The following is an 18,659-nucleotide window of genomic DNA, read 5'->3' on the forward strand; positions in this document are numbered from 1 at the left end:
TGAAGATAACAGAGGAATTTCCATTATCTTTCCTTCTGTACATAATGTCCTCACCTGTGTTCATTGAATCATCACAAACAATAATATATAATCACATGATTGTGCAGATTTTACGAAACACGGTAATTGGAGAAATATGAAAAAAAATTCACTGCTTGAAGGAACTCTTGTGGCTTATATCATAATTATAACCACAAAGGTGCTGGGCGCCATTTACGTGATCCCTTTTTACAAGATCATAGGCACTTCCGGCGGAGTCCTTTATTCATACGCATACAATGTATACAACCTTTTCCTCAGCCTTTCCACCAGCGGCATTCCTACTGCCGTCAGCATTATAGTGGCTGAATACAGTGCCATGAAGCTGTATAACGACAAGGAGAAGACAATAAACCTGGCATATAAGTTCATCGGAGTAGTGTCAACTCTGGCCTTCCTCCTGATGTTCTTCTTTGCAGCAGAGATTGGAAAATTCTTTGTAGGGGATATTGAAGGCGGAACCTCTATAGAGAGCATTAAGCTTGTAGTCAGGACTCTGTCCTTCTGCCTCCTGGTAATTCCTTATCTCAGTGTTACCAGAGGATACCTGCAGGGAAACAGATATGTGGCCAATTCTTCATTCAGCCAGCTCATAGAGCAGGTTGTAAGAGTTGCCGTTGCCCTGATCGGTGCCTATGTTGCCCTGAATCTTCTGAGCACTCCAGTGCCTGTAGGTGTTGCAGTGGCTCTTACCGGAACGGTACTGGGCGGTGCGGCTGCCCTTGTATACCTTAGAATCAAGATCCATCGCAACAGAAAGGAGATCAGAGAAGGCTTTACATCTATTGCCGATGCCACAGATTCCAGCAAGACCATAATAAAGAAGATCATCACATATGCGATTCCTGTAATAATTGTGGCTCTTGCTCAGAATATCTATGAGATGACAGACCTTAAGCTTCTTGTAAAAGGTCTCTACATGGCCGGCTATTCTGCGGAGAAGAGCGAGCTTCTGGGAAGCGTGGTAATTACCTGGGCTCCTAAGATAACTGTTCTCCTGACGGCCCTTGCACTCAGCCTGTGCTCCAGCATAATTCCTTTCGTGGTAACCTGCTACGTAGAGAAGGATATCCGGGGACTTAACAAGAACTTCAACACAGCCATAAACACCATACTCATTGCAGAGATACCTCTGGCGGCCATCGTAATCATTTTCCGCAACGAAGTATATGATATTTTCTATGGAAAAAGTCCATACGGCGGTCTGGTAACTGCGGTAATGGCGGTGGTATGTATTTTCTTCAGCCTTCAGCTGGTTATAAACATGATGCTTCAGGGCATGAAGCGGTACAAGGTAGTCTATCTCAACGAGTTTACCGGAATCATAGTCAATATCTGCCTGGACATTCCAATCATCCTTTTCCTGGACAGAATTGGCCTGCCGGCATATATCGGGTCAATGTTCGCTACTATTACAGGAGTGAGCACATCCCTGACAATTGTTCTGGTATCAATGAAGAAGACCTTCCACTTCAAATATAAGTCCATTGCAAGAGCCCTGATCATGAGCATCATAGGAACTGCGGTAATCTGTGTGTTCATGATTGCTTACCAGAAGGTGGTGCCGGAGGCCAGCCGCTGGATATTCAAGGCAATACGCTTCGGAATGGGCGGGCTGCTGAGCTCGGTCATCTATTTCGGCCTGGCTTACAAGAGCGGGGCTCTGGCCAGATTTATGGGCGAGGAAAAACTGAATTCAATAATGACGAAGCTCCATCTGAAAAGATAGACTTTTGCGAAGACCTGGCAGGTTAACTGCCAGGCCTTTTTTATGCAATGAAACAGAAAAAACAGCCTTGGCCGCAAAAATATACAAAAATATGAATATAATTCCATTGCATTTTAAACCATAAAAATGTATTATTATCCACAATCCCCCTGAGAAGGGGGGTAAGGAGGACAGAGAGATGATAAAGGCCGGAATTATAGGCGCAACAGGATATGCAGGGGCGGAGCTGGTCAGAATACTGTCGGCTCATCCCGATGTACAGATAGAGTACCTTGGCTCAAGAAGCTTTGACGGTATTGAATACAGCAGTATTTTCGGAGATCTGAAGGGCGTGGTGAACAAAAAATGCACAGCCATGTCTATGAAGGAAATGGCTGCCACAGTGGATGTAATATTTACAGCCACCCCTCAGGGCTTCTGCGCTTCCCAGCTGGATGATGAAATACTTCAGAATACGAAGATTATCGACCTGAGCGCAGACTTCCGGCTGAAGGATCCGGATGTTTATAAACAGTGGTATGGAATTGAACAGGGCGCTCCAGAGTACCTGGATGAAGCAGTTTACGGTCTCTGTGAGATAAACAGGGAAAAAATAAAGAAGCCTGGCGTAAGAATAATCGCCAATCCCGGATGCTTCACAACCTGTTCCATATTGACGGTGTGGCCCCTGGCAGCAGAAGGCCTTGTGAACATGGATACCCTGGTTATCGATGGAAAATCAGGAGTTTCCGGGGCAGGCAGAAGTGGAAAAGTGCAGAATCTCTTCTGCGAGGTCAACGAGAGTGTGAAGGGCTACGGCCTGGGAACCCACAGACACACACCTGAAATTGAAGAGCAGCTGGGATATGCAGCAGGTAAACCAGTAACAGTAAGCTTCACTCCATATCTTGTTCCCATGGAAAGAGGCATCCTGATCTCCGCATATGCGTCGCTGAAGCCAGATGTTTCATCAGAGGACATAAAATCCGCTTATGAAAAATACTACGGAAATGAGGAATTTGTGAGAATTCTTCCTGAGGGTCAGTCTCCAGAAACAAGATGGGTCAAGAACACAAACATGATAGACATTGGCTTCAAGAAGGACCCGAGAACAAACAGGGTAATAATGCTTGGGGCAATAGATAATCTGGTGAAGGGTGCCGCAGGACAGGCAGTGCAGAACATGAACCTGCTTTTCGGCTTCCCGGAAAACACAGGACTTTCGAATTAAGAGAAAGGGGTATGAGAAATGGAAATTATAAAAGGCGGAATTACATCAGCAAAAGGTTTTGAAGCAGCATCCACTTCCATAGGGCTGAAGAAAACAGGCAAGGACGACATGGCCATGATCTATAGTAAAGAACCATGCAAAGCAGCAGGAACTTTTACAACTAATGTGGCCAAGGCGGCTCCTGTAATCTGGGACAAAACTATTGTGGAAAAAGGAGAAGCGGTCCACGCAGTAATAGTGAACTCAGGCATTGCCAACGCCTGCACAGGCAAAGAAGGCCTTGGTTACTGCGATGACACTGCCACTGAGGGAGCTGCCGCTCTGGGAATCAGCAAGAATCAGATCCTTCTCTGTTCTACCGGAGTCATTGGTAAACAGCTGCCAATAAAGAAAATCTGCGCCGGTGTCCAGGTGCTTTCTGGAAAGCTGTCTTCAGATGAAGAGACAGGTAATCTGGCCGCCAACGCCATAAGGACAACGGACACCCATTCCAAGGAGATAGCAGTTACCTTCCAGTCCGGAGGAAAGACTGTAACCCTTGGAGGAATGGCAAAGGGTTCAGGAATGATTCATCCCGACATGTGCACAATGCTGGCCTTTATTGCAACAGACTGCAATATCAGCCAGGAAGCCCTGACTAAGGCCATGAAGGAAGATGTGGTGGACACCTACAACATGATTTCCGTTGATGGAGACACATCCACCAACGACACAGCCCTTCTCCTGGCCAACGGCCAGGCCGGAAACCCTGAGATAACCTTGGATTCACCGGATTTCCAGGAATTTTCCAAGGCCCTGAATACAGTAAATAAATTTCTGGCCCAGCAGATTGCAGGAGACGGAGAAGGGGCAACCTGTCTCTTTGAAGTGAAGGCTCAGGGCTGTTCTTCTAAGGAACAGGCCAGGACTCTGGCAAAGTCCATTGCCTGCTCAAACCTGGTTAAAACGGCTATGGCTGGTCACGATGCAAACTGGGGCAGGATTATTTGCGCCATGGGCTATTCCGGCGCCCAGTTCGACCCGGAAAAGGTAGATCTTACTTTCCAGAGCAAGGACGGGGAAATCTCCATTGCTGAAAACGGAGTTGCCCTGGATTTCGACGAGGATAAGGCTACGGAAATCCTTTCTGCAGAAAAAATAACCTGCATTGTGGACGTAAAGGAAGGGGAAGAGGAGGCTGTGGCCTGGGGCTGCGACCTGACTCACGACTATATAACTATTAACGGAGATTACAGGAGCTGATATGGACAAGTCTATGGAAAAATACCTTGCCAAGGCAGAGGTGCTTATTGAGGCCCTTCCTTACATCCAGCGTTTCAACAGGAAGATAATAGTGGTAAAGTACGGCGGATCGGCCATGATCGACAGTGACCTTGAGAAACAGGTGATCGAGGACGTTACTCTTCTGAAACTAGTAGGCTTCAAGCCCATCATAGTCCACGGAGGAGGCAGGGAGATCAGCCGCTGGTCCGGTAAAGTAGGGCTGGAAACCAGGTTTGTCAATGGCTTGAGAGTAACAGACCAGGACACCCTGGAAGTGGCTGAAATGGCCCTGGGCAAGGTTAACAAGAATCTGGTGAGAATGGTGGAATCCCTTGGTGTGAGAGCCATCGGAATCAGCGGAAAAGACGGAGGACTTCTAAAGGTGGAAAAAGCTTCGCCTGAAGGAAACGACATAGGCTACGTTGGCAAGGTGAGCAAGGTGGATGCCACAGTACTCCAGGATCTGCTGGAAAAAGATTTTCTCCCTGTTGTGTCGCCTCTAGGCCTTGATGAGGACTTTCAGACATACAACATCAATGGAGACGAAGCTGCCGGCGCCATAGCCAAGGCTGTAGGCGCTGAAAAGCTGGCTTTTCTCTCTGACACTGACGGAGTTTACATGAATCCCGATGATCACGAAACAATGATATCAGAGCTTACATTAAGCGAAGCCTCGGAAATGCTGGAAAATGGCATTATCACAGGGGGCATGAGACCGAAGATTCTGAACTGCATTGATGCGGTGAAAGGAGGCGTGGGCCGGGTCCACATTCTCAATGGCAAGGTTCCCCACTGCCTTCTGCTGGAGATTTTCACCGACAAAGGTATCGGCACGGCCATAATCAACGACACGGCGGAAAGATTTTTTCAGGGAAAAAATTAAACGGCCCAGCGGGGCTGACCGGGATGTGGGGCATCAATGGCATCTGAAAAACACAGACGAAATGATTTGCGGAGGTGAGTAACTGAACCATGGAAGAAAAATACGAATACAAGGATATTAATATGGCTTATACAGAAGATTACCACCAGGGCTTTATCCATACATATAACCAGTTTCCTGTGGTTATGGACCACGGAGAGGGTGTATATCTTTACGACGCCCAGGGCAGAAAATACCTGGATTTTACCTCTGGGTACGCCGTGAATTCTCTGGGTTACAACGTTCCTGAGCTTAATGACGCCATGAAAGCTCAGATAGACAAGCTCTGGCATGTTTCCAATTTATACTACAATGAAGTGGCAGGAAAAGCTTCCCTTGCTCTCCTCAGAGTTTCGGGAATGGACAAGCTGTTCTTTACAAACAGCGGCGGAGAGGCTGTAGAAGGTGCTCTTAAAGCCGCCAGAAAATACGGATCATCAGAAGGAAAATACAAGGTCATCGCCATGAACAATTCCTTTCACGGCAGATCCATGGGCGCCCTGTCTGTAACGGGAAATTCCCACTACAGAGAGGCCTTTGAGCCTCTTGTTCCTGGAGTTTCCTTTGGTGAGCTGAACAACATTGATTCAGTGAAAGAACTGATGGATGAAGAGACCTGCTGCGTAATAGTTGAACCTGTTCAGGGAGAAGGGGGGATTAACTGCGCTGGCAAGGAGTTCATGATAGAGCTGAGACAGCTCTGCGACCAATACGGAGCCCTTCTCATCGCCGATGAAGTGCAGTGCGGAATGGGCAGGTCAGGACGGTATTTTGCATGGCAGAAGCTTGGCGTAAAACCTGACATCCTCACAATGGCCAAGGCCATAGGAAGCGGCTTCCCTGTGGGAGCTTTTGCCATCACAGACAAGGTGGCAGAAAAGTCTCTCCAGCCCGGGGATCACGGTTCAACCTTCGGGGGAAATCCCCTGGCTGCCACAGCAGTTCTTGAAACCGTTAAACTTTTCCAGAAAAAAATGATTCCGGAGCACGTGGAGGAAACAGGGAAATATCTGGAGGAAAAGCTGGATTCTATTGCCGGGTTCATGGATATGGTTAAAGAAAGAAGGGGATACGGTCTGATGCAGGGAATAAAGGTGTCAGTTCCGGTGAACCTGGTGGTCAACGAGGCTCTGGAACAGGGGCTGCTGATTATTGGAGCTGGAAAAGATGTGATCAGGTTTATTCCACCGCTGGTCATCCAGAAGGAACATGTAGATGAAATGATGGAAAAACTTGTGATCTCTCTGGAGAAAGCCGCCGGCCAAATGACCGTCTGATCCATGATTGTAAGAGTGTATCTCTGTATGCCTGTATGCATCATTGTGAGGAAAGACCATCCATGAGCTCACAGGAAATACATATTATGTCCGTTGATAAACAAATCTGTTTGTTATATACTTTCACTCAGTTTTGACAGGCATCCGGCAGGAACCGGGAAGCCGAAAGGCTAGTTTATGAAAGGCGGTACTGTTGTTTATATGAATGGGTTTGTTGGAAGATTGAAGAGAATGGGATGGGGATTCCTCATTGGATTCACCGTCATTGCTGCCTTTACTCTGTTTGGCGTTCTTACTGAAGGCCCTACTACCCAGGGCTTCATAAATACGCTGAAGAACGGTATGTACGGCGGCGTTGGATATGGGCTGGTGGCGTTCATCCTTAACCCGGGTAAAGCAAAGAAGGCAGAGGAAAATGAAGAACCTGTTTCAAGTGGAGAAATGGTGTTCTCCGATGGGGACAGCTTTGAGAATGAGCCGGCTGTAGACGTAACAGACGTCGATGTAGAGAAGTATCAGGATCAGTAAGCCGGTAATAAGGAGACTTTCCGGGCAGTCCGGGCGTTTATCCATTAAATGAGCAGATACTGCGCAGATTCTGTGCAGTATTTTTTTTAGAACAAAGCGGGCCTGACCATGAAAAAATCCAGAAATAATTGTATATTTTCTGGATTCCACCGTAAAAAATAGTGACTTCAGGTCATGGCCACAGTAAAAAATGCGTAAAATCCAGCATAAAAAATTCGCTGTAAGCCGTGATTATAGCGGAAAGCATTGATATTTGAAGGGCTGTGTTGTATAATTTCAAATGTATATTTGGAGAAACCCTACCGACCATTTGTCGACGGCGAGTCGGAAGGGTTTGTGATGCGTAAGCGCCGGAAAGGCCAGAGCCGTTAGTAATTAAGAGTTTTGGCGTTGCGACGTGAATAAGTAGTACGGTGCCCTGGCACCGGACATTCAGGAGGTAACATGGTGTTCTGTAAGAATTGTGGCAATAAGCTGTCCGAGGGGGCTAGATTCTGCAGCGTTTGCGGTGCAAGGGTCGAATCCGGGACGGAGCCGGCAATCAGCGAGAACGCAGTCAGAAGAGCAGAGACAGCTGCCATATCCGGGAAGCCTGCGAACCGTCCTGCAATGACGGATACAGAGTGGAAGAGCGATAGACGCCAGAGAAGGGCCAGCAGTGCTGACAAAGTGACATTTGACTGGAGCTCGGTAATTGATGATTCCCATCGGAAGGTTAATGAGAACCTTAGATCTCCATGGGAGTCCACTGGTTTGAAAGAGGAAGAGCGCAGGACTCCGGCGGCTGTATACAATGGTCCGGGATTGTTTGAGACGAAGGAACCGGAAGTTCCTGAGAGGCAGGAGAGAAAGGCTGAGCCAGCCCCTGCAAGAAGGGAAAGAACTCTCACATATATAGACATCCTTAAACAGGAGAAAGGCCTCAAGAACCCGAAGGGTACTGAGACTTTTAACTGGGATGATGACATCCCTGAGAGTGAGCCGGCACCTGTTCTCAGCAGAGATGAGATGGAGAAGACTCAGGGATATGAGGATCTGTCTCAGGATATAGTATCAAGACTGGCTGGAACCGGTGATGATAAAGAGGCAGAGAAGCCTGCTGCCAAAGAAGTGCGGGTAGAGCAGAAGAAAGACGAAGGCAGCCGCAGAAGCGGATCTTTCGATGAGAACAAGATTCCTGATTTCGAGGAACAGCTGGCATATATCAGAGCAAGAAGACAGGCCAGAACTGTAACTCCTGAACCACCTAGATCTTTTGTGGAAAGTGCTGAAGCAGAAGAGAAGGAGATTCAGAAGGAACGTACCAGAGATCATGAGGAAGGAACCCGCAGCAGAAGAACTGCATTTAACACTGCAGTAGGAAACGGGTTGACCGACAGCAATTCAGGCAGCGATATTGAGGATGAGCTGGCAGGAATTCTTGGAGACGACAGCCAGTTTATGGATGACCGTAAGGAAGAAGTTTCTGAAAGCCCTGTTCTCAGACCAGCAGAAGAAACTGAAACTTCCAGCCTGGACGATGATTTAAGCAGTGAGTTCGATCTGGATAAAGATATCGACCTTCCAGAGGAGGAAGAACCATCTGCTCCATCTGAAGAAAAGGCAGAGGAGCCAGTTGAGGAAGCTTACAGTGACTTTGAGGAGAGCTATTCAAGACTGAGATCCAGGACAGGAAGAGCAGCCAGGAATCACGATGTACAGGCTCTCAGGGCTCTTGAAGATGAAGAACCTGATGAGGATCTGGAAGCAGAGCTGGAGGCCCTTGCTCCTGAATTTGCAGATGAGGGTTCCGAGGAGACTTCAGATACTAATATTGATGAGTATCTGACTGAAGAGCCGGCTGAGGATGCTGAAGAGACAGCTTCCGGCACAGAGACACAGAAGTCCGAACCTGCTTCTGTTTCAGCCCCGACAGAGAAGACTGTTCCTCCAGAGGCAGATAAAGAAACTGAAGACGAGAAGGTAGCCGACCTGGCTGCAGAGATTGAGGCTCTTCAGAAGAAGCTTGCCCAGCTTACCGGAACAGCTGATAAGGCAGAGAAGGTGGAAGAACCAGATAAGACTTCTGAGGAAGTTCAGCCAGTTGCAGCTGAGGAAGTAACTGCTGAGGAAGTAACTGCTGAGCCTGCAGAGGCACCTGAAGCTGAAGAGAATGAAGACATGACCTTTGACAGCTTCAGCCAGTTCGATGCAGAGTTCATGGAGACCCCTGACAACTCCGATGAGGCCGCAGATGCTCTCATGGATCTTGAGAACAAAGGGGCAGTAGAAGAGTATCAGGAAGAGGTAGCTCCAGAGAAAGAAGAAACATCTGAAGATGCAGCTGCCGAATTCACTATAGAAGAACCAGAGACACCTGCAGCACCTTCAGATAACGAAGTTCCAGGTGGATACGAAACAGAGTCCGGAGATCTGGACATCGACAAGGAACTGGCTGCCCTTGGCTTCGATCTGGGTGATCAGCCAGCAGCAGCTGATGAACAGCCTGAGCAGCAGAAGGAAGAAGCTGAAGATAACGAAGGACTGATCTTCACTGAGGCTACTACAGATACAAGTGTTCTTCCTGCAGATGGTGCTGACAACGACAGCACAATGAGCATCGATGAGCTGGAGCAGGATATCTTTGGTGAAGATGAGGATTCAGATCTTGAAGCAACAAGAAAGATCGAGAAGTTCTACACTCTTTACAGGAAGAATGAAGAGTTCCAGAAGCTTCTGGATGAGGAATATCAGAAGCTGAAAGCCGGAAGTGCCGATTACTCACTGATGGACGAGCCTGTGGAGGAAACAGGAACTGAGAACATGTACGGTACTGGTGCCACAATCGCAATGGAAGTTGCGGAGGTAAACAAGGCACTGGAAGAAGCCGCAGGTCAGCAGGAAGCTGCTGAGCCAAAGGAAACAGAAGTACCTGAGAGCAAAGAAGCTGGAGATGCTATGGACTTCTCCGGAGTCAGCGCTGAGACTCAGACACCGGCTCCTGTTAAGGAAAAGGCAGCTCCTCCTGTAGAGGACGAGGATGATGACTATGAAACCGGAAAGGGCGGCGGAGTTCTTACCGTAATCGCCATTATCGTGGCAGTTCTTCTGGTTATCCTTCTTGTGATTATTCTGGTTCTGAATTTTGCACCGAACAGCGGAGTTGCAGCAACACTGAACGAGAGTATTGCAAACCTTACAAAGCTCCTGGGAATCGGGCAGCAGGGCTAAGTTACAAAAGTTACAAGTGAGGCAGGTATTTGAGAAGGCCGGCCCTGTACCGGCATAAATAGAATATTGACCTGACACTGTATGCAGCGGCAGCGAGATTCGCTGCCGCTGCATAATTTGTATAACGAAAGGTTCTGATATGAAAATAGATCTTCGAAGAATGAAGAGTTCCGGCTCAGGAGACAGCCTTGTATACGGCGGCAATACGAGACCGGGAAAAGGCGGAGGCAGGAAGGCTGTTGCCCTGATCATAATGATTCTGGTCATCGCCTTTGTGATAATTGCCAGCCTGGTAGGATTTATCACAGACTATCTCTGGTTCAGGGAAATGAACTACACAGGGGTTTTCTGGAAAAAGCTGATCACAGAGCTTAAGGTGGGAATTCCCGTATTCCTGTTTACCACACTGCTGGTAAGACTGTATCTGAGAAGCCTGAGAAACGGCTATTTCAGGGAAATCGAATCCCACGAAATCCCGGATCTCAAACGGCTTAAGATTATTTCCTGGTCTCTTTCAGGAATATTCGCCCTCCTTGTTGCCATCTATTCAGCAGGAGATATGTGGATGAACTTCCTTCAGTTCGCCCATTCCACAAAATTCAACCTTAAGGATCCGATTTTCGGAATAGATACCGGGTTCTATGTGTTCAAACTGGAATTCCTTGCTAAACTGAACACCCTGGCCATTGGAATAATAATAGGAGCGGTTCTCCTTACAGTTCTGTATTACGGCATTCTGATGACTGTCAGAACTCCGGACTTTTTCGAGGAGGAGAATCACACTGAAGGAGATGATTTTTCCAGGGACAGTGACAATAACTATATTCCTTTTGGGGGCAAAAAACAGTATGGAGAGGATATATTCCGCAGGTTTACAGAAGGCAGCAAAAGGCCGGAAATAAACAGAGGTAATTTCAGGCATCTCATGTCCATAGCCTCCGGAAAGCTGACCATTCTAGGCGTAGTTTTATACATAATGGTGGCAGTGGACTTTTTCCTCAATCAGTTTGACCTCCTTCATGCACATACAGGAACTGTTTACGGAGCAGGTTTTACAGATGTAAATGTGACCCTCTGGGTATACAGGCTGATAATGGCAGCGTCTGTAGTTGGTGCAGTGTTCTTCGTTATTCACATGCACAAGAAGGAGTATAAGAAACTCCTCAGGGCACCTGTGGCCATTGTTGCCATAGGAATTGCTGGAGTGGTTGTTGCCATGATCGTCCAGTCTCTGGTGGTTGCTCCAGATGAGATCAACAAGGAAAGCAAGTACCTGAAGAATAATATTCAGTACACTCAGCACGCCTATGATATAGACAAGGTTAAAGTCAAGTCTTTCCCGGCCAATGAGTCCCTTGATGAACAGACCATAAAGGATAACAGCCAGACCATTGGAAATATCAGGATAAACGACTATGAGCCTGTACAGGATTTCTACAACCAGACTCAGAGTATCAGGCAGTACTATGAATTCCATGATGTTGATATAGACCGGTACAATATTAACGGAGAGGAAACCCAGACATACCTCTCACCAAGAGAGATAGATGAGAATAAGATCAGCTCCACCTGGCTTAACAGGCACATCAAGTACACTCACGGATACGGAGCTGCGGTGTCCCAGGTAGATAAGGTAACTGCCAGCGGACAGCCAGATGTAGTTGTCAAGAATATTCCGCCGGAAACAAACGTCGATTCGCTGAAGATCACCAGACCGGAAATCTATTTCGGTGAGCTTACAAACGATTATGCAGTTGTTAATACTAACGAAAAGGAATTCAACTATCCGGACGGCAATAATAACAAATACACGAAATACAAGGGAAATGCGGGTATTCGCCTGACTCCGCTGAACCGTCTTCTTTTTTCCATGAGAGAAGGAAGCATGCAGCTCCTGGTATCTTCAAATGTTAACAGCAGATCCAGGATAATTATCAACAGAAACATTGAAGAGCGGGTGAAGAAGATCATGCCGTATCTCAAGTATGAATCCGATCCGTATATGACAATCGTAGGAGGCAGGCTGTACTGGATTGTGGACGCCTACACCACCAGCCAGTATTATCCATATTCTGAACCGTATTCAGGAAAGGTGGGTTCTACGAATTACATAAGGAACTCCATCAAGGTTACGATAGACGCGTATAACGGAGATGTGAATTTCTATGTAATAGACAATGAGGATCCAATAGCGGAGACATATAAGAAAATCTATCCGGATCTGTTCAAGAATATCAGCACCATGCCTGAAGGCCTGAGAGAGCACATCAGATATCCGAACAATATGTTCAAGATTCAGGCCAGTGTTTACGAGAAGTATCACATGAATCAGGTAAAAGTCTTCTACCAGAAGGAGGACCTGTGGGATATTGCTCATCAGATTTACGGAACGGAAGAGAAGCAGATGGACCCGAGCTACTATATTTTCAGGCTGCCAGGGGAAAAGAATGCGGAATTTATCAACATGGTTCCGTTTACCCCTAAGTCCAAGCAGAACATGACGGCACTGATGATGGCGCGGAACGATGGAGAGAATTACGGACAGCTGCTGGTTTACAAGTTCCCGAAGAGCAAGACTGTTTACGGCCCTATGCAGATCGAGGCTCAGATAGACCAGAACACCGAGATTTCCAAGGAATTCTCCCTCTGGAATTCCTCCGGATCCAAATACAGAAGAGGAGATCTTTTCGTAATACCGATCAAGGATTCTCTCATGTATGTGGAGCCTGTGTATCTGGAAGCTTCTAATCAGGCCATTCCTGAGATGAAGAGAGTAATCGTTGCCTATGGAGACAGGATCAGCTACAGTTCCAATCTTGAAGAAGCCCTGGAAGATCTGTTCGGAGGCACGTATAACAGCGGACCAGCGAACGCATCAGGAGGAACGGATAGCAGGGATTCAGGAAAGCCGTCCCTCAAGACTCTGGCAAAACAGGCACGTGACGAGTATGATGCCGCTCTTGATGCTCAGAAGAACGGTGACTGGAAGGGCTATGGAGATCACATAAACAAGCTCAGCGGATACCTGGATCAGATGGAGTCTGCAGAGTAGCTTAACAGAGTATTATTAATTGGCCGGTGCGCAGGAAAGGAATACTGCGGCCGGTCATTTTATTGCCGAAGTAGCTCATGGAAAAATAAGTGAACAATATGGCGGAGAACTGCGGCAGTACCCGGGGAAATTTGTAAACAATAGTTTCTGTACGGGAAATAACGTTCGAAAACAAGCGGCTCAGAGAGATAAATTTATCAAGAATTCATAAAAAATCATTTTAATAATGTGATATTTCCCCCATAATGTTGTAATATTAAAAAGTATTTTTTTAGGAGCCAATGGGTATTGGAAAAAGGAAGGTGGCGTATATGAGGTTTGACTTAGACAAAATGCTGTTTACCATCAGGCCGGAAGAACATGATCCGGCAACAATCAGATCCCTGCTGGAAAAGCATCCGGAAGTCAAGTTTGTGTCTCTCACCGGCGTAGACCTGGCAAACCATTCAACGGATGAGAAAATCCCTATGAGAGAGTTTATAGACAATATTGAGAAAACTCTGAAGAACGGTGTTCAGACTGACGGCTCCAGCGTGGCACTTCCTATTATAGCCGCCCTTTCTGATGCGAGAGTTGACATTATTCCTGACAGCAATGTTAACTGGTATGTTGAATATAATTTTCACAATGTTGACTACAAAACAGATCTGCCTGTAGGAACCCTGAGAATCCCTTCATTCCTGAGGCACAACAACGAGAAACTTGTTGGATCAAGAGAGTTTAACAACAGGTGCACACAGTGGTTCAAAGAGGGAGTTATGGAGGCTCTGAACGAGAACCCTGATGTTTTCAATTATATCGACGGAGTAGACTCACCAGATGAGATAGAGTCCCTTTCTCTGACCAGCGCAACTGAGCTGGAGTTCTGGGTCAAGACCCCTGACGACAGAGCTGACAGGGCTCAGCTCTTCACTTCACAGGAGCTTAAAGAGCAGTACTGGAAGAGAACAGTAGGACCAGTGGGAACAGCCCTTGAGGAAACGCTGGAAATCCTTGACAGATACGGCTTTGAAGTGGAAATGGGTCATAAGGAGGTTGGAGGCATCAGAGCAAAGATGGGCAACTCCGGCCAGTATGACCATATTATGGAGCAGCTGGAAATAGACTGGAAATTCTCCAGCCCTATTCAGGCCTGTGACAATGAAGCACAGGTAAAACACATCGTAAGGGATGTGTTCAGAGCAAACAATCTGGAAGTTACTTTCCTGGCAAAACCAATGGACGGTGTTGCAGGAAACGGAGAGCACACCCACCTTGGAATGACTGCAAAACTCAAGAACGGAAAGAGGGTGAACCTTTTCGTTCCAAAGGATAGAGAAAACGAGTTCATGAGCCCTGTAGGCTTTGGCGCACTCATGGGACTTCTTAGGAATTACGAGATTCTTAATCCTTTTGTAAGTGCCACTCACGATGCCTTCGCAAGACTGAAGCCAGGTTACGAAGCTCCAGTATGCATCGTTACATCCCTTGGAAGGACAGTTGAGGATCCGTCAAGGAACAGAACAGTTCTGGCAGGTCTGGTAAGGGATTCCAGCAATCCACTGGCCACCAGGTTCGAGCTCAGATCCCCGAACCCACACAGCAACACATATCTGCTGGTAGGAGCCGCATACATGCTTATGCTTGACGGAATCAAGGCAGCTCTCAGTGCAGGCAAGACCCCTAAGGAACTGGAAGCATCAATTTCCAAGAAGGCAGGCGAAGAAGACTTCTATCTGGAAAAAGACAGAGAATACAGAAGCGAGGAGAACGTATTTGAGTTCTACACTCCTGAGGAGAGGGAGAAGCTCTTCGGCAAGGCTCCGGCCACTGTATGGGAAAATTTCAAAGCACTGGACGAACATCCGGACATGCTGAAGAAAATCACAAAGGGCGATCCGGTTATGGAGCTGATCGTAAAATCCTTCAGAGAGCAGCTGACCACAAAGTGGTACACAGAGCTTCACGACAGACAGATTCCTAATACCATGGACTTCGTGCGCAGGTGCACAAAACAGCATGTTGAAACTGACGCAACAGACTTCGACATCATGAACTGGCGCCGGGTGGACGAGCTAAGGAAGTATATGGGAAAAGATTATCTGGAAAGCCTTTCCCTTCTGTCAAGAGCTCAGATTGCCATAGACGAGAAGGACTTCGATCTGGTGTCAGAACTGGAAATCGAAATTCAGAAGAAGACAGAAGAATTGAGGAAGCTTTACAGAACATATACCAAGAACCTTTTCTAGATTCCATCATAAAACACCATAAAATAAGATAAATACACAGTATTTAACCGCAGCCTCCCATATCAGGAGGTTGTTGGTGTATAATGGAACGAAACAATCCTGCCCCTGAAGTCTGGCAGGAAACAGGTAATATTAAATATCAGTCAGAACATGAAATATTATGAAAGATGAGGCAATGTAATGCTTGATATCAAAAGAGTAAGAGAAGACTTTGACAATGTTAAGGCCGCCGTGGAGAGAAGAGGAAAGGGAGATTTCGGCCTGGACAGCGTTCTCCAGTATGACGCAAAGAGAAGAGAGCTGCTGGCCCAGGTTGAACAGCTTAAGAACAAGCAGAACACCACATCAAGAAAGGTGCCGGCAATGAAGAAGGCCGGTGAAGATACAACTGCCCTCTTCGCCGAGATGAAAGAGCTGAGCAAGAAGATCAAAGATCTTGACGCCCAGGTATCAGAGGTAGAGGAGGCTCAGAGAAACGCCCTCCTCAACGTTCCTAATACTCCATATAAAGATGTTCAGACAGGAAAGGACGACACAGAGAATGTTGAGCTGAGAAAATGGGGAGAGCCTACACAGTTCAGCTTTGATGCAAAGGCTCACTGGGATATTGGAGAAGATCTGGATATCCTGGACTTCGAGAGAGCCGGAAAACTTTCAGGTGCCAGGTTCACAGTATACAAAGGCAAGGGAGCAAGACTGGAAAGAGCAGTAATCAACTTCATGCTGGACCTCCACACAGAAGAGCAGGGCTATACGGAAATTCTCCCTCCTTTCATGGTAGGAAGAAAGGCCATGACCGGCACAGGTCAGCTGCCTAAATTCGAAGACGACATGTTCTACATTCAGGACAAGGACATGTTCCTCATCCCTACAGCTGAGGTTCCTGTAACAAATCTGAGAGATGATGAGATACTGGACTTTGACGAGCTTCCTGTATACTACACAGCATACACTCCATGCTTCAGAAAGGAAGCAGGTTCAGCCGGAAGAGACACTAGAGGACTGATTCGCCAGCACCAGTTCAACAAGGTGGAAATGGTAAAACTGGTAGCTCCTGAAACATCTTACGATGAGCTGGAGAAGCTGACAAATGACGCCGAGGAAGTTCTGAAGAGACTGGGCATCCCTTACAGAGTAGTAAGGTTGAGCACCGGCGACCTGGGCTTCTCATCTGCCATGACTTATGATATCGAAGTGTGGATGCCAAGCTATGGAAGATACGTGGAGATCTCCAGCTGCAGTAACTTCGAGGACTTCCAGGGAAGAAGAGCAAACATCCGCTTCAGAAGAGAAAAGGGCGTTAAGCCGGAATTCGTACACACCCTGAACGGATCAGGCCTTGCAGTAGGAAGAACAGTTGCAGCCATTTTGGAAAACTGCCAGCAGGAAGACGGTTCAGTTGTAATTCCTGAGGCACTGAGACCATATACAGGCTTCGACGTAATCAAGTAAGGAAAGCCGGGTTTCTCAAGAGGCACATAGCAGAGAGACCCTGATAGATTTTATCTGAAAAAAACAACTGGCCGCGGCGTTATGCTGCGGCCATGAGTTTATAAGGGTGGGCCCGGAGAGTCCGCGTTTTAACAGCTCAATGGTGAAAGGTAAGTTGCAAAATGAACAGAAAAGAGACCCTGACAGATTTTCTAACAGACCGGGCGTCTGAACGGCCTGTGTCCTTCCATATGCCGGGTCACAAGGGACGGCCGGAAATATACAGGCACTACGGATATGGAACCTTTGCTGACAGGCTGATCCAGGGAGATATTACAGAAGTTCCAGGAGCAGATGCCCTTCAGCAGCCATCGGGCATAATAAGAGAATTGATGGATGACTACGCCAGCCACTACCACTCTCTGCATACAGAACTCCTGGTAAACGGCAGCAGCTCAGGCATAATGGCCGCAATAATGGGCTCTGTTCCCAGGGGTGGGAAACTCATCATGGGCAGGGCTTCTCACAAATCGGCTTACAGCGCCATCAGGCTTGGAGGAATAGAACCTGTTTACGTGGAATCAGAGTATGATGAGGAACTGGGACTTCAGGGGGAAATGTCTCCTGACGCTATTCTTGAAGCGGTCAACCGCTGCCCCGATGCATCAGCTGTATTCATTACCAGTCCCAACTACTATGGAGTGCTGTCAGATATAAGCAGAATTGCAGAGATCGTCCATGAAGCCGGAATGATACTGATAACAGACCAGGCCCACGGAGCCCATTTACTGGACTTTGACATGAGGGAAAGAGAGCTGGCCAATCAGGAGGAACTGGAACCTCCTGCATACAGAAGTGCAGAGCTGCTGGGATCAGACCTGGTGATAAACAGCATTCATAAATCCCTGTTTGGATTCACAAGCACCGCCATCCTGAATGTCTGTTCCCGGCGCCCTGACACAGACAAGATATCCCGCCTCCTGACCATGCTTCAGACCACCAGCCCATCATATATTCTCATGGGAAGTCTTGATGCAAGCCTGAGAATAATGGAAAACCACGGAAGGGAAATAATAGACAGGTGGAACAGGGATCTGGACAGATTTTACAGCAGGGCCCGCAGTATTTCCGGTCTGACGGTAATCGAAAAAGACCCCAGGTGGTATGACAGAACAAAAATCAATATTTCACTGGCAGACAGGGGTGTAACTGGAGAGAGACTTCAAGAAGACCTGATTTACAGAAACATATGGCCTGAGATGGTACATGGAAACTACGTTCTTCTTCTGACCGGACCAGGGAACATGAGCGGAGATTACGAAAAGCTCTTCTCAGCCCTTGACGAAATCTCCGAAAACTATGGCATAGTCAAAAAAACACCGAGAAGTGAAAAACCTTTTTCCGGGAAACTACAGCAGTGTGAAGTCCCTTCAGAATGCGAGAAAGTGCCGGTTTATGAAGCAGTGGGAAGGGTTCTCTACGATCCTGTGGTTCCATATCCCCCTGGAACTCCTCTGGTATGCCCGGGAGAAGTCCTTACATATGAAGCAATCACCCACATTGCAGGCAGACTTCAGAAGGGAGATCAGCTAATTGGCGTGGACGATGAAGGGTGCGTTCTTGTGGGAAAAGAACAGTAAAACTCCGCCCCGGTTCTGGGACGGTGATATGCGTGACAGCAGATTGCATGTGAATAGTATTTAGTGCATTGTGCATATGTGAAGATGCTGTAAAAATCCAGTGATTTTTGTGACTGTCTGGTGTATAATT

General features: G+C 47.2%; 11 protein-coding genes. All 11 read left to right on the plus strand.

What is annotated here, in order from left to right; genetic code table 11:
• Positions 1–136: 136 nt before the first annotated feature.
• The 11 genes from FYJ66_RS02990 to FYJ66_RS03040 all read left to right on the plus strand — a co-directional run bounded on the left by FYJ66_RS02990 (position 137) and on the right by FYJ66_RS03040 (position 18,529).
• Positions 137–1,768, plus strand: coding sequence for a polysaccharide biosynthesis protein (locus tag FYJ66_RS02990; protein WP_154572024.1), 1,632 nt, complete (start codon positions 137–139; stop codon positions 1,766–1,768).
• Positions 1,769–1,946: 178 nt separating this feature from the next.
• Positions 1,947–2,978 (plus strand): N-acetyl-gamma-glutamyl-phosphate reductase, encoded by a 1,032-nt coding sequence (gene argC / locus FYJ66_RS02995; protein WP_154572025.1) that lies wholly within the window; start codon positions 1,947–1,949, stop codon positions 2,976–2,978.
• Between the two features lie 18 nt (positions 2,979–2,996).
• Entirely contained in the window at positions 2,997–4,220 is a 1,224-nt protein-coding gene (gene argJ, locus FYJ66_RS03000) for a bifunctional glutamate N-acetyltransferase/amino-acid acetyltransferase ArgJ (protein ID WP_154572026.1), read from the plus strand.
• 1 nt (position 4,221) lies between these two features.
• Positions 4,222–5,124 (plus strand): acetylglutamate kinase, encoded by a 903-nt coding sequence (argB, locus tag FYJ66_RS03005; protein WP_154572027.1) that lies wholly within the window; start codon positions 4,222–4,224, stop codon positions 5,122–5,124.
• 89 nt (positions 5,125–5,213) lie between these two features.
• Positions 5,214–6,440, plus strand: a complete 1,227-nt coding sequence (locus FYJ66_RS03010) for an aspartate aminotransferase family protein (RefSeq protein WP_338071108.1) — start codon at positions 5,214–5,216, stop codon at positions 6,438–6,440.
• A 177-nt stretch (positions 6,441–6,617) separates the two neighbouring features.
• Entirely contained in the window at positions 6,618–6,968 is a 351-nt protein-coding gene (locus FYJ66_RS03015) for a hypothetical protein (protein ID WP_154572028.1), read from the plus strand.
• Positions 6,969–7,412: 444 nt separating this feature from the next.
• Positions 7,413–10,178: a zinc-ribbon domain-containing protein gene (locus FYJ66_RS03020; RefSeq protein WP_154572029.1), complete on the plus strand. Its 2,766-nt coding sequence runs from the start codon at positions 7,413–7,415 to the stop codon at positions 10,176–10,178.
• 139 nt (positions 10,179–10,317) lie between these two features.
• The gene (locus FYJ66_RS03025) at positions 10,318–13,230 is read left to right on the plus strand and encodes a UPF0182 family membrane protein (protein WP_235897335.1); all 2,913 of its coding nucleotides are present in this window, start codon (positions 10,318–10,320) and stop codon (positions 13,228–13,230) included.
• Positions 13,231–13,541: 311 nt separating this feature from the next.
• Positions 13,542–15,458 carry a glutamine synthetase gene (locus FYJ66_RS03030; protein ID WP_154572030.1) on the plus strand — a complete coding sequence of 639 codons (1,917 nt, stop codon included), beginning with the start codon at positions 13,542–13,544 and terminating at the stop codon, positions 15,456–15,458.
• Between the two features lie 180 nt (positions 15,459–15,638).
• Positions 15,639–16,910, plus strand: coding sequence for a serine--tRNA ligase (gene serS, locus FYJ66_RS03035; RefSeq protein WP_154572031.1), 1,272 nt, complete (start codon positions 15,639–15,641; stop codon positions 16,908–16,910).
• A 161-nt stretch (positions 16,911–17,071) separates the two neighbouring features.
• Positions 17,072–18,529 (plus strand): aminotransferase class I/II-fold pyridoxal phosphate-dependent enzyme, encoded by a 1,458-nt coding sequence (locus FYJ66_RS03040; RefSeq protein ID WP_154572032.1) that lies wholly within the window; start codon positions 17,072–17,074, stop codon positions 18,527–18,529.
• Positions 18,530–18,659 lie beyond the last annotated feature (130 nt).

It is taken from the genome of Allobaileyella intestinalis, assembly GCF_009695865.1.
Classification (GTDB): Bacteria; Bacillota; Clostridia; order Peptostreptococcales; family Anaerovoracaceae; genus Allobaileyella; species Allobaileyella intestinalis.

Excerpts from the sequence above, each read along its gene's own strand:
- FYJ66_RS02990 (WP_154572024.1), top strand. The coding sequence starts at position 137 with ATGAAAAAAAATTCACTGCTTGAAGGAACTCTTGTGGCTTATATCATA.
- argC (WP_154572025.1), top strand. The coding sequence starts at position 1,947 with ATGATAAAGGCCGGAATTATAGGCGCAACAGGATATGCAGGGGCGGAG.
- argJ (WP_154572026.1), top strand. The coding sequence starts at position 2,997 with ATGGAAATTATAAAAGGCGGAATTACATCAGCAAAAGGTTTTGAAGCA.
- argB (WP_154572027.1), top strand. The coding sequence starts at position 4,222 with ATGGACAAGTCTATGGAAAAATACCTTGCCAAGGCAGAGGTGCTTATT.
- FYJ66_RS03010 (WP_338071108.1), top strand. The coding sequence starts at position 5,214 with ATGGAAGAAAAATACGAATACAAGGATATTAATATGGCTTATACAGAA.
- FYJ66_RS03015 (WP_154572028.1), top strand. The coding sequence starts at position 6,618 with ATGAAAGGCGGTACTGTTGTTTATATGAATGGGTTTGTTGGAAGATTG.
- FYJ66_RS03020 (WP_154572029.1), top strand. The coding sequence starts at position 7,413 with ATGGTGTTCTGTAAGAATTGTGGCAATAAGCTGTCCGAGGGGGCTAGA.
- FYJ66_RS03025 (WP_235897335.1), top strand. The coding sequence starts at position 10,318 with ATGAAAATAGATCTTCGAAGAATGAAGAGTTCCGGCTCAGGAGACAGC.
- FYJ66_RS03030 (WP_154572030.1), top strand. The coding sequence starts at position 13,542 with ATGAGGTTTGACTTAGACAAAATGCTGTTTACCATCAGGCCGGAAGAA.
- serS (WP_154572031.1), top strand. The coding sequence starts at position 15,639 with ATGCTTGATATCAAAAGAGTAAGAGAAGACTTTGACAATGTTAAGGCC.
- FYJ66_RS03040 (WP_154572032.1), top strand. The coding sequence starts at position 17,072 with ATGAACAGAAAAGAGACCCTGACAGATTTTCTAACAGACCGGGCGTCT.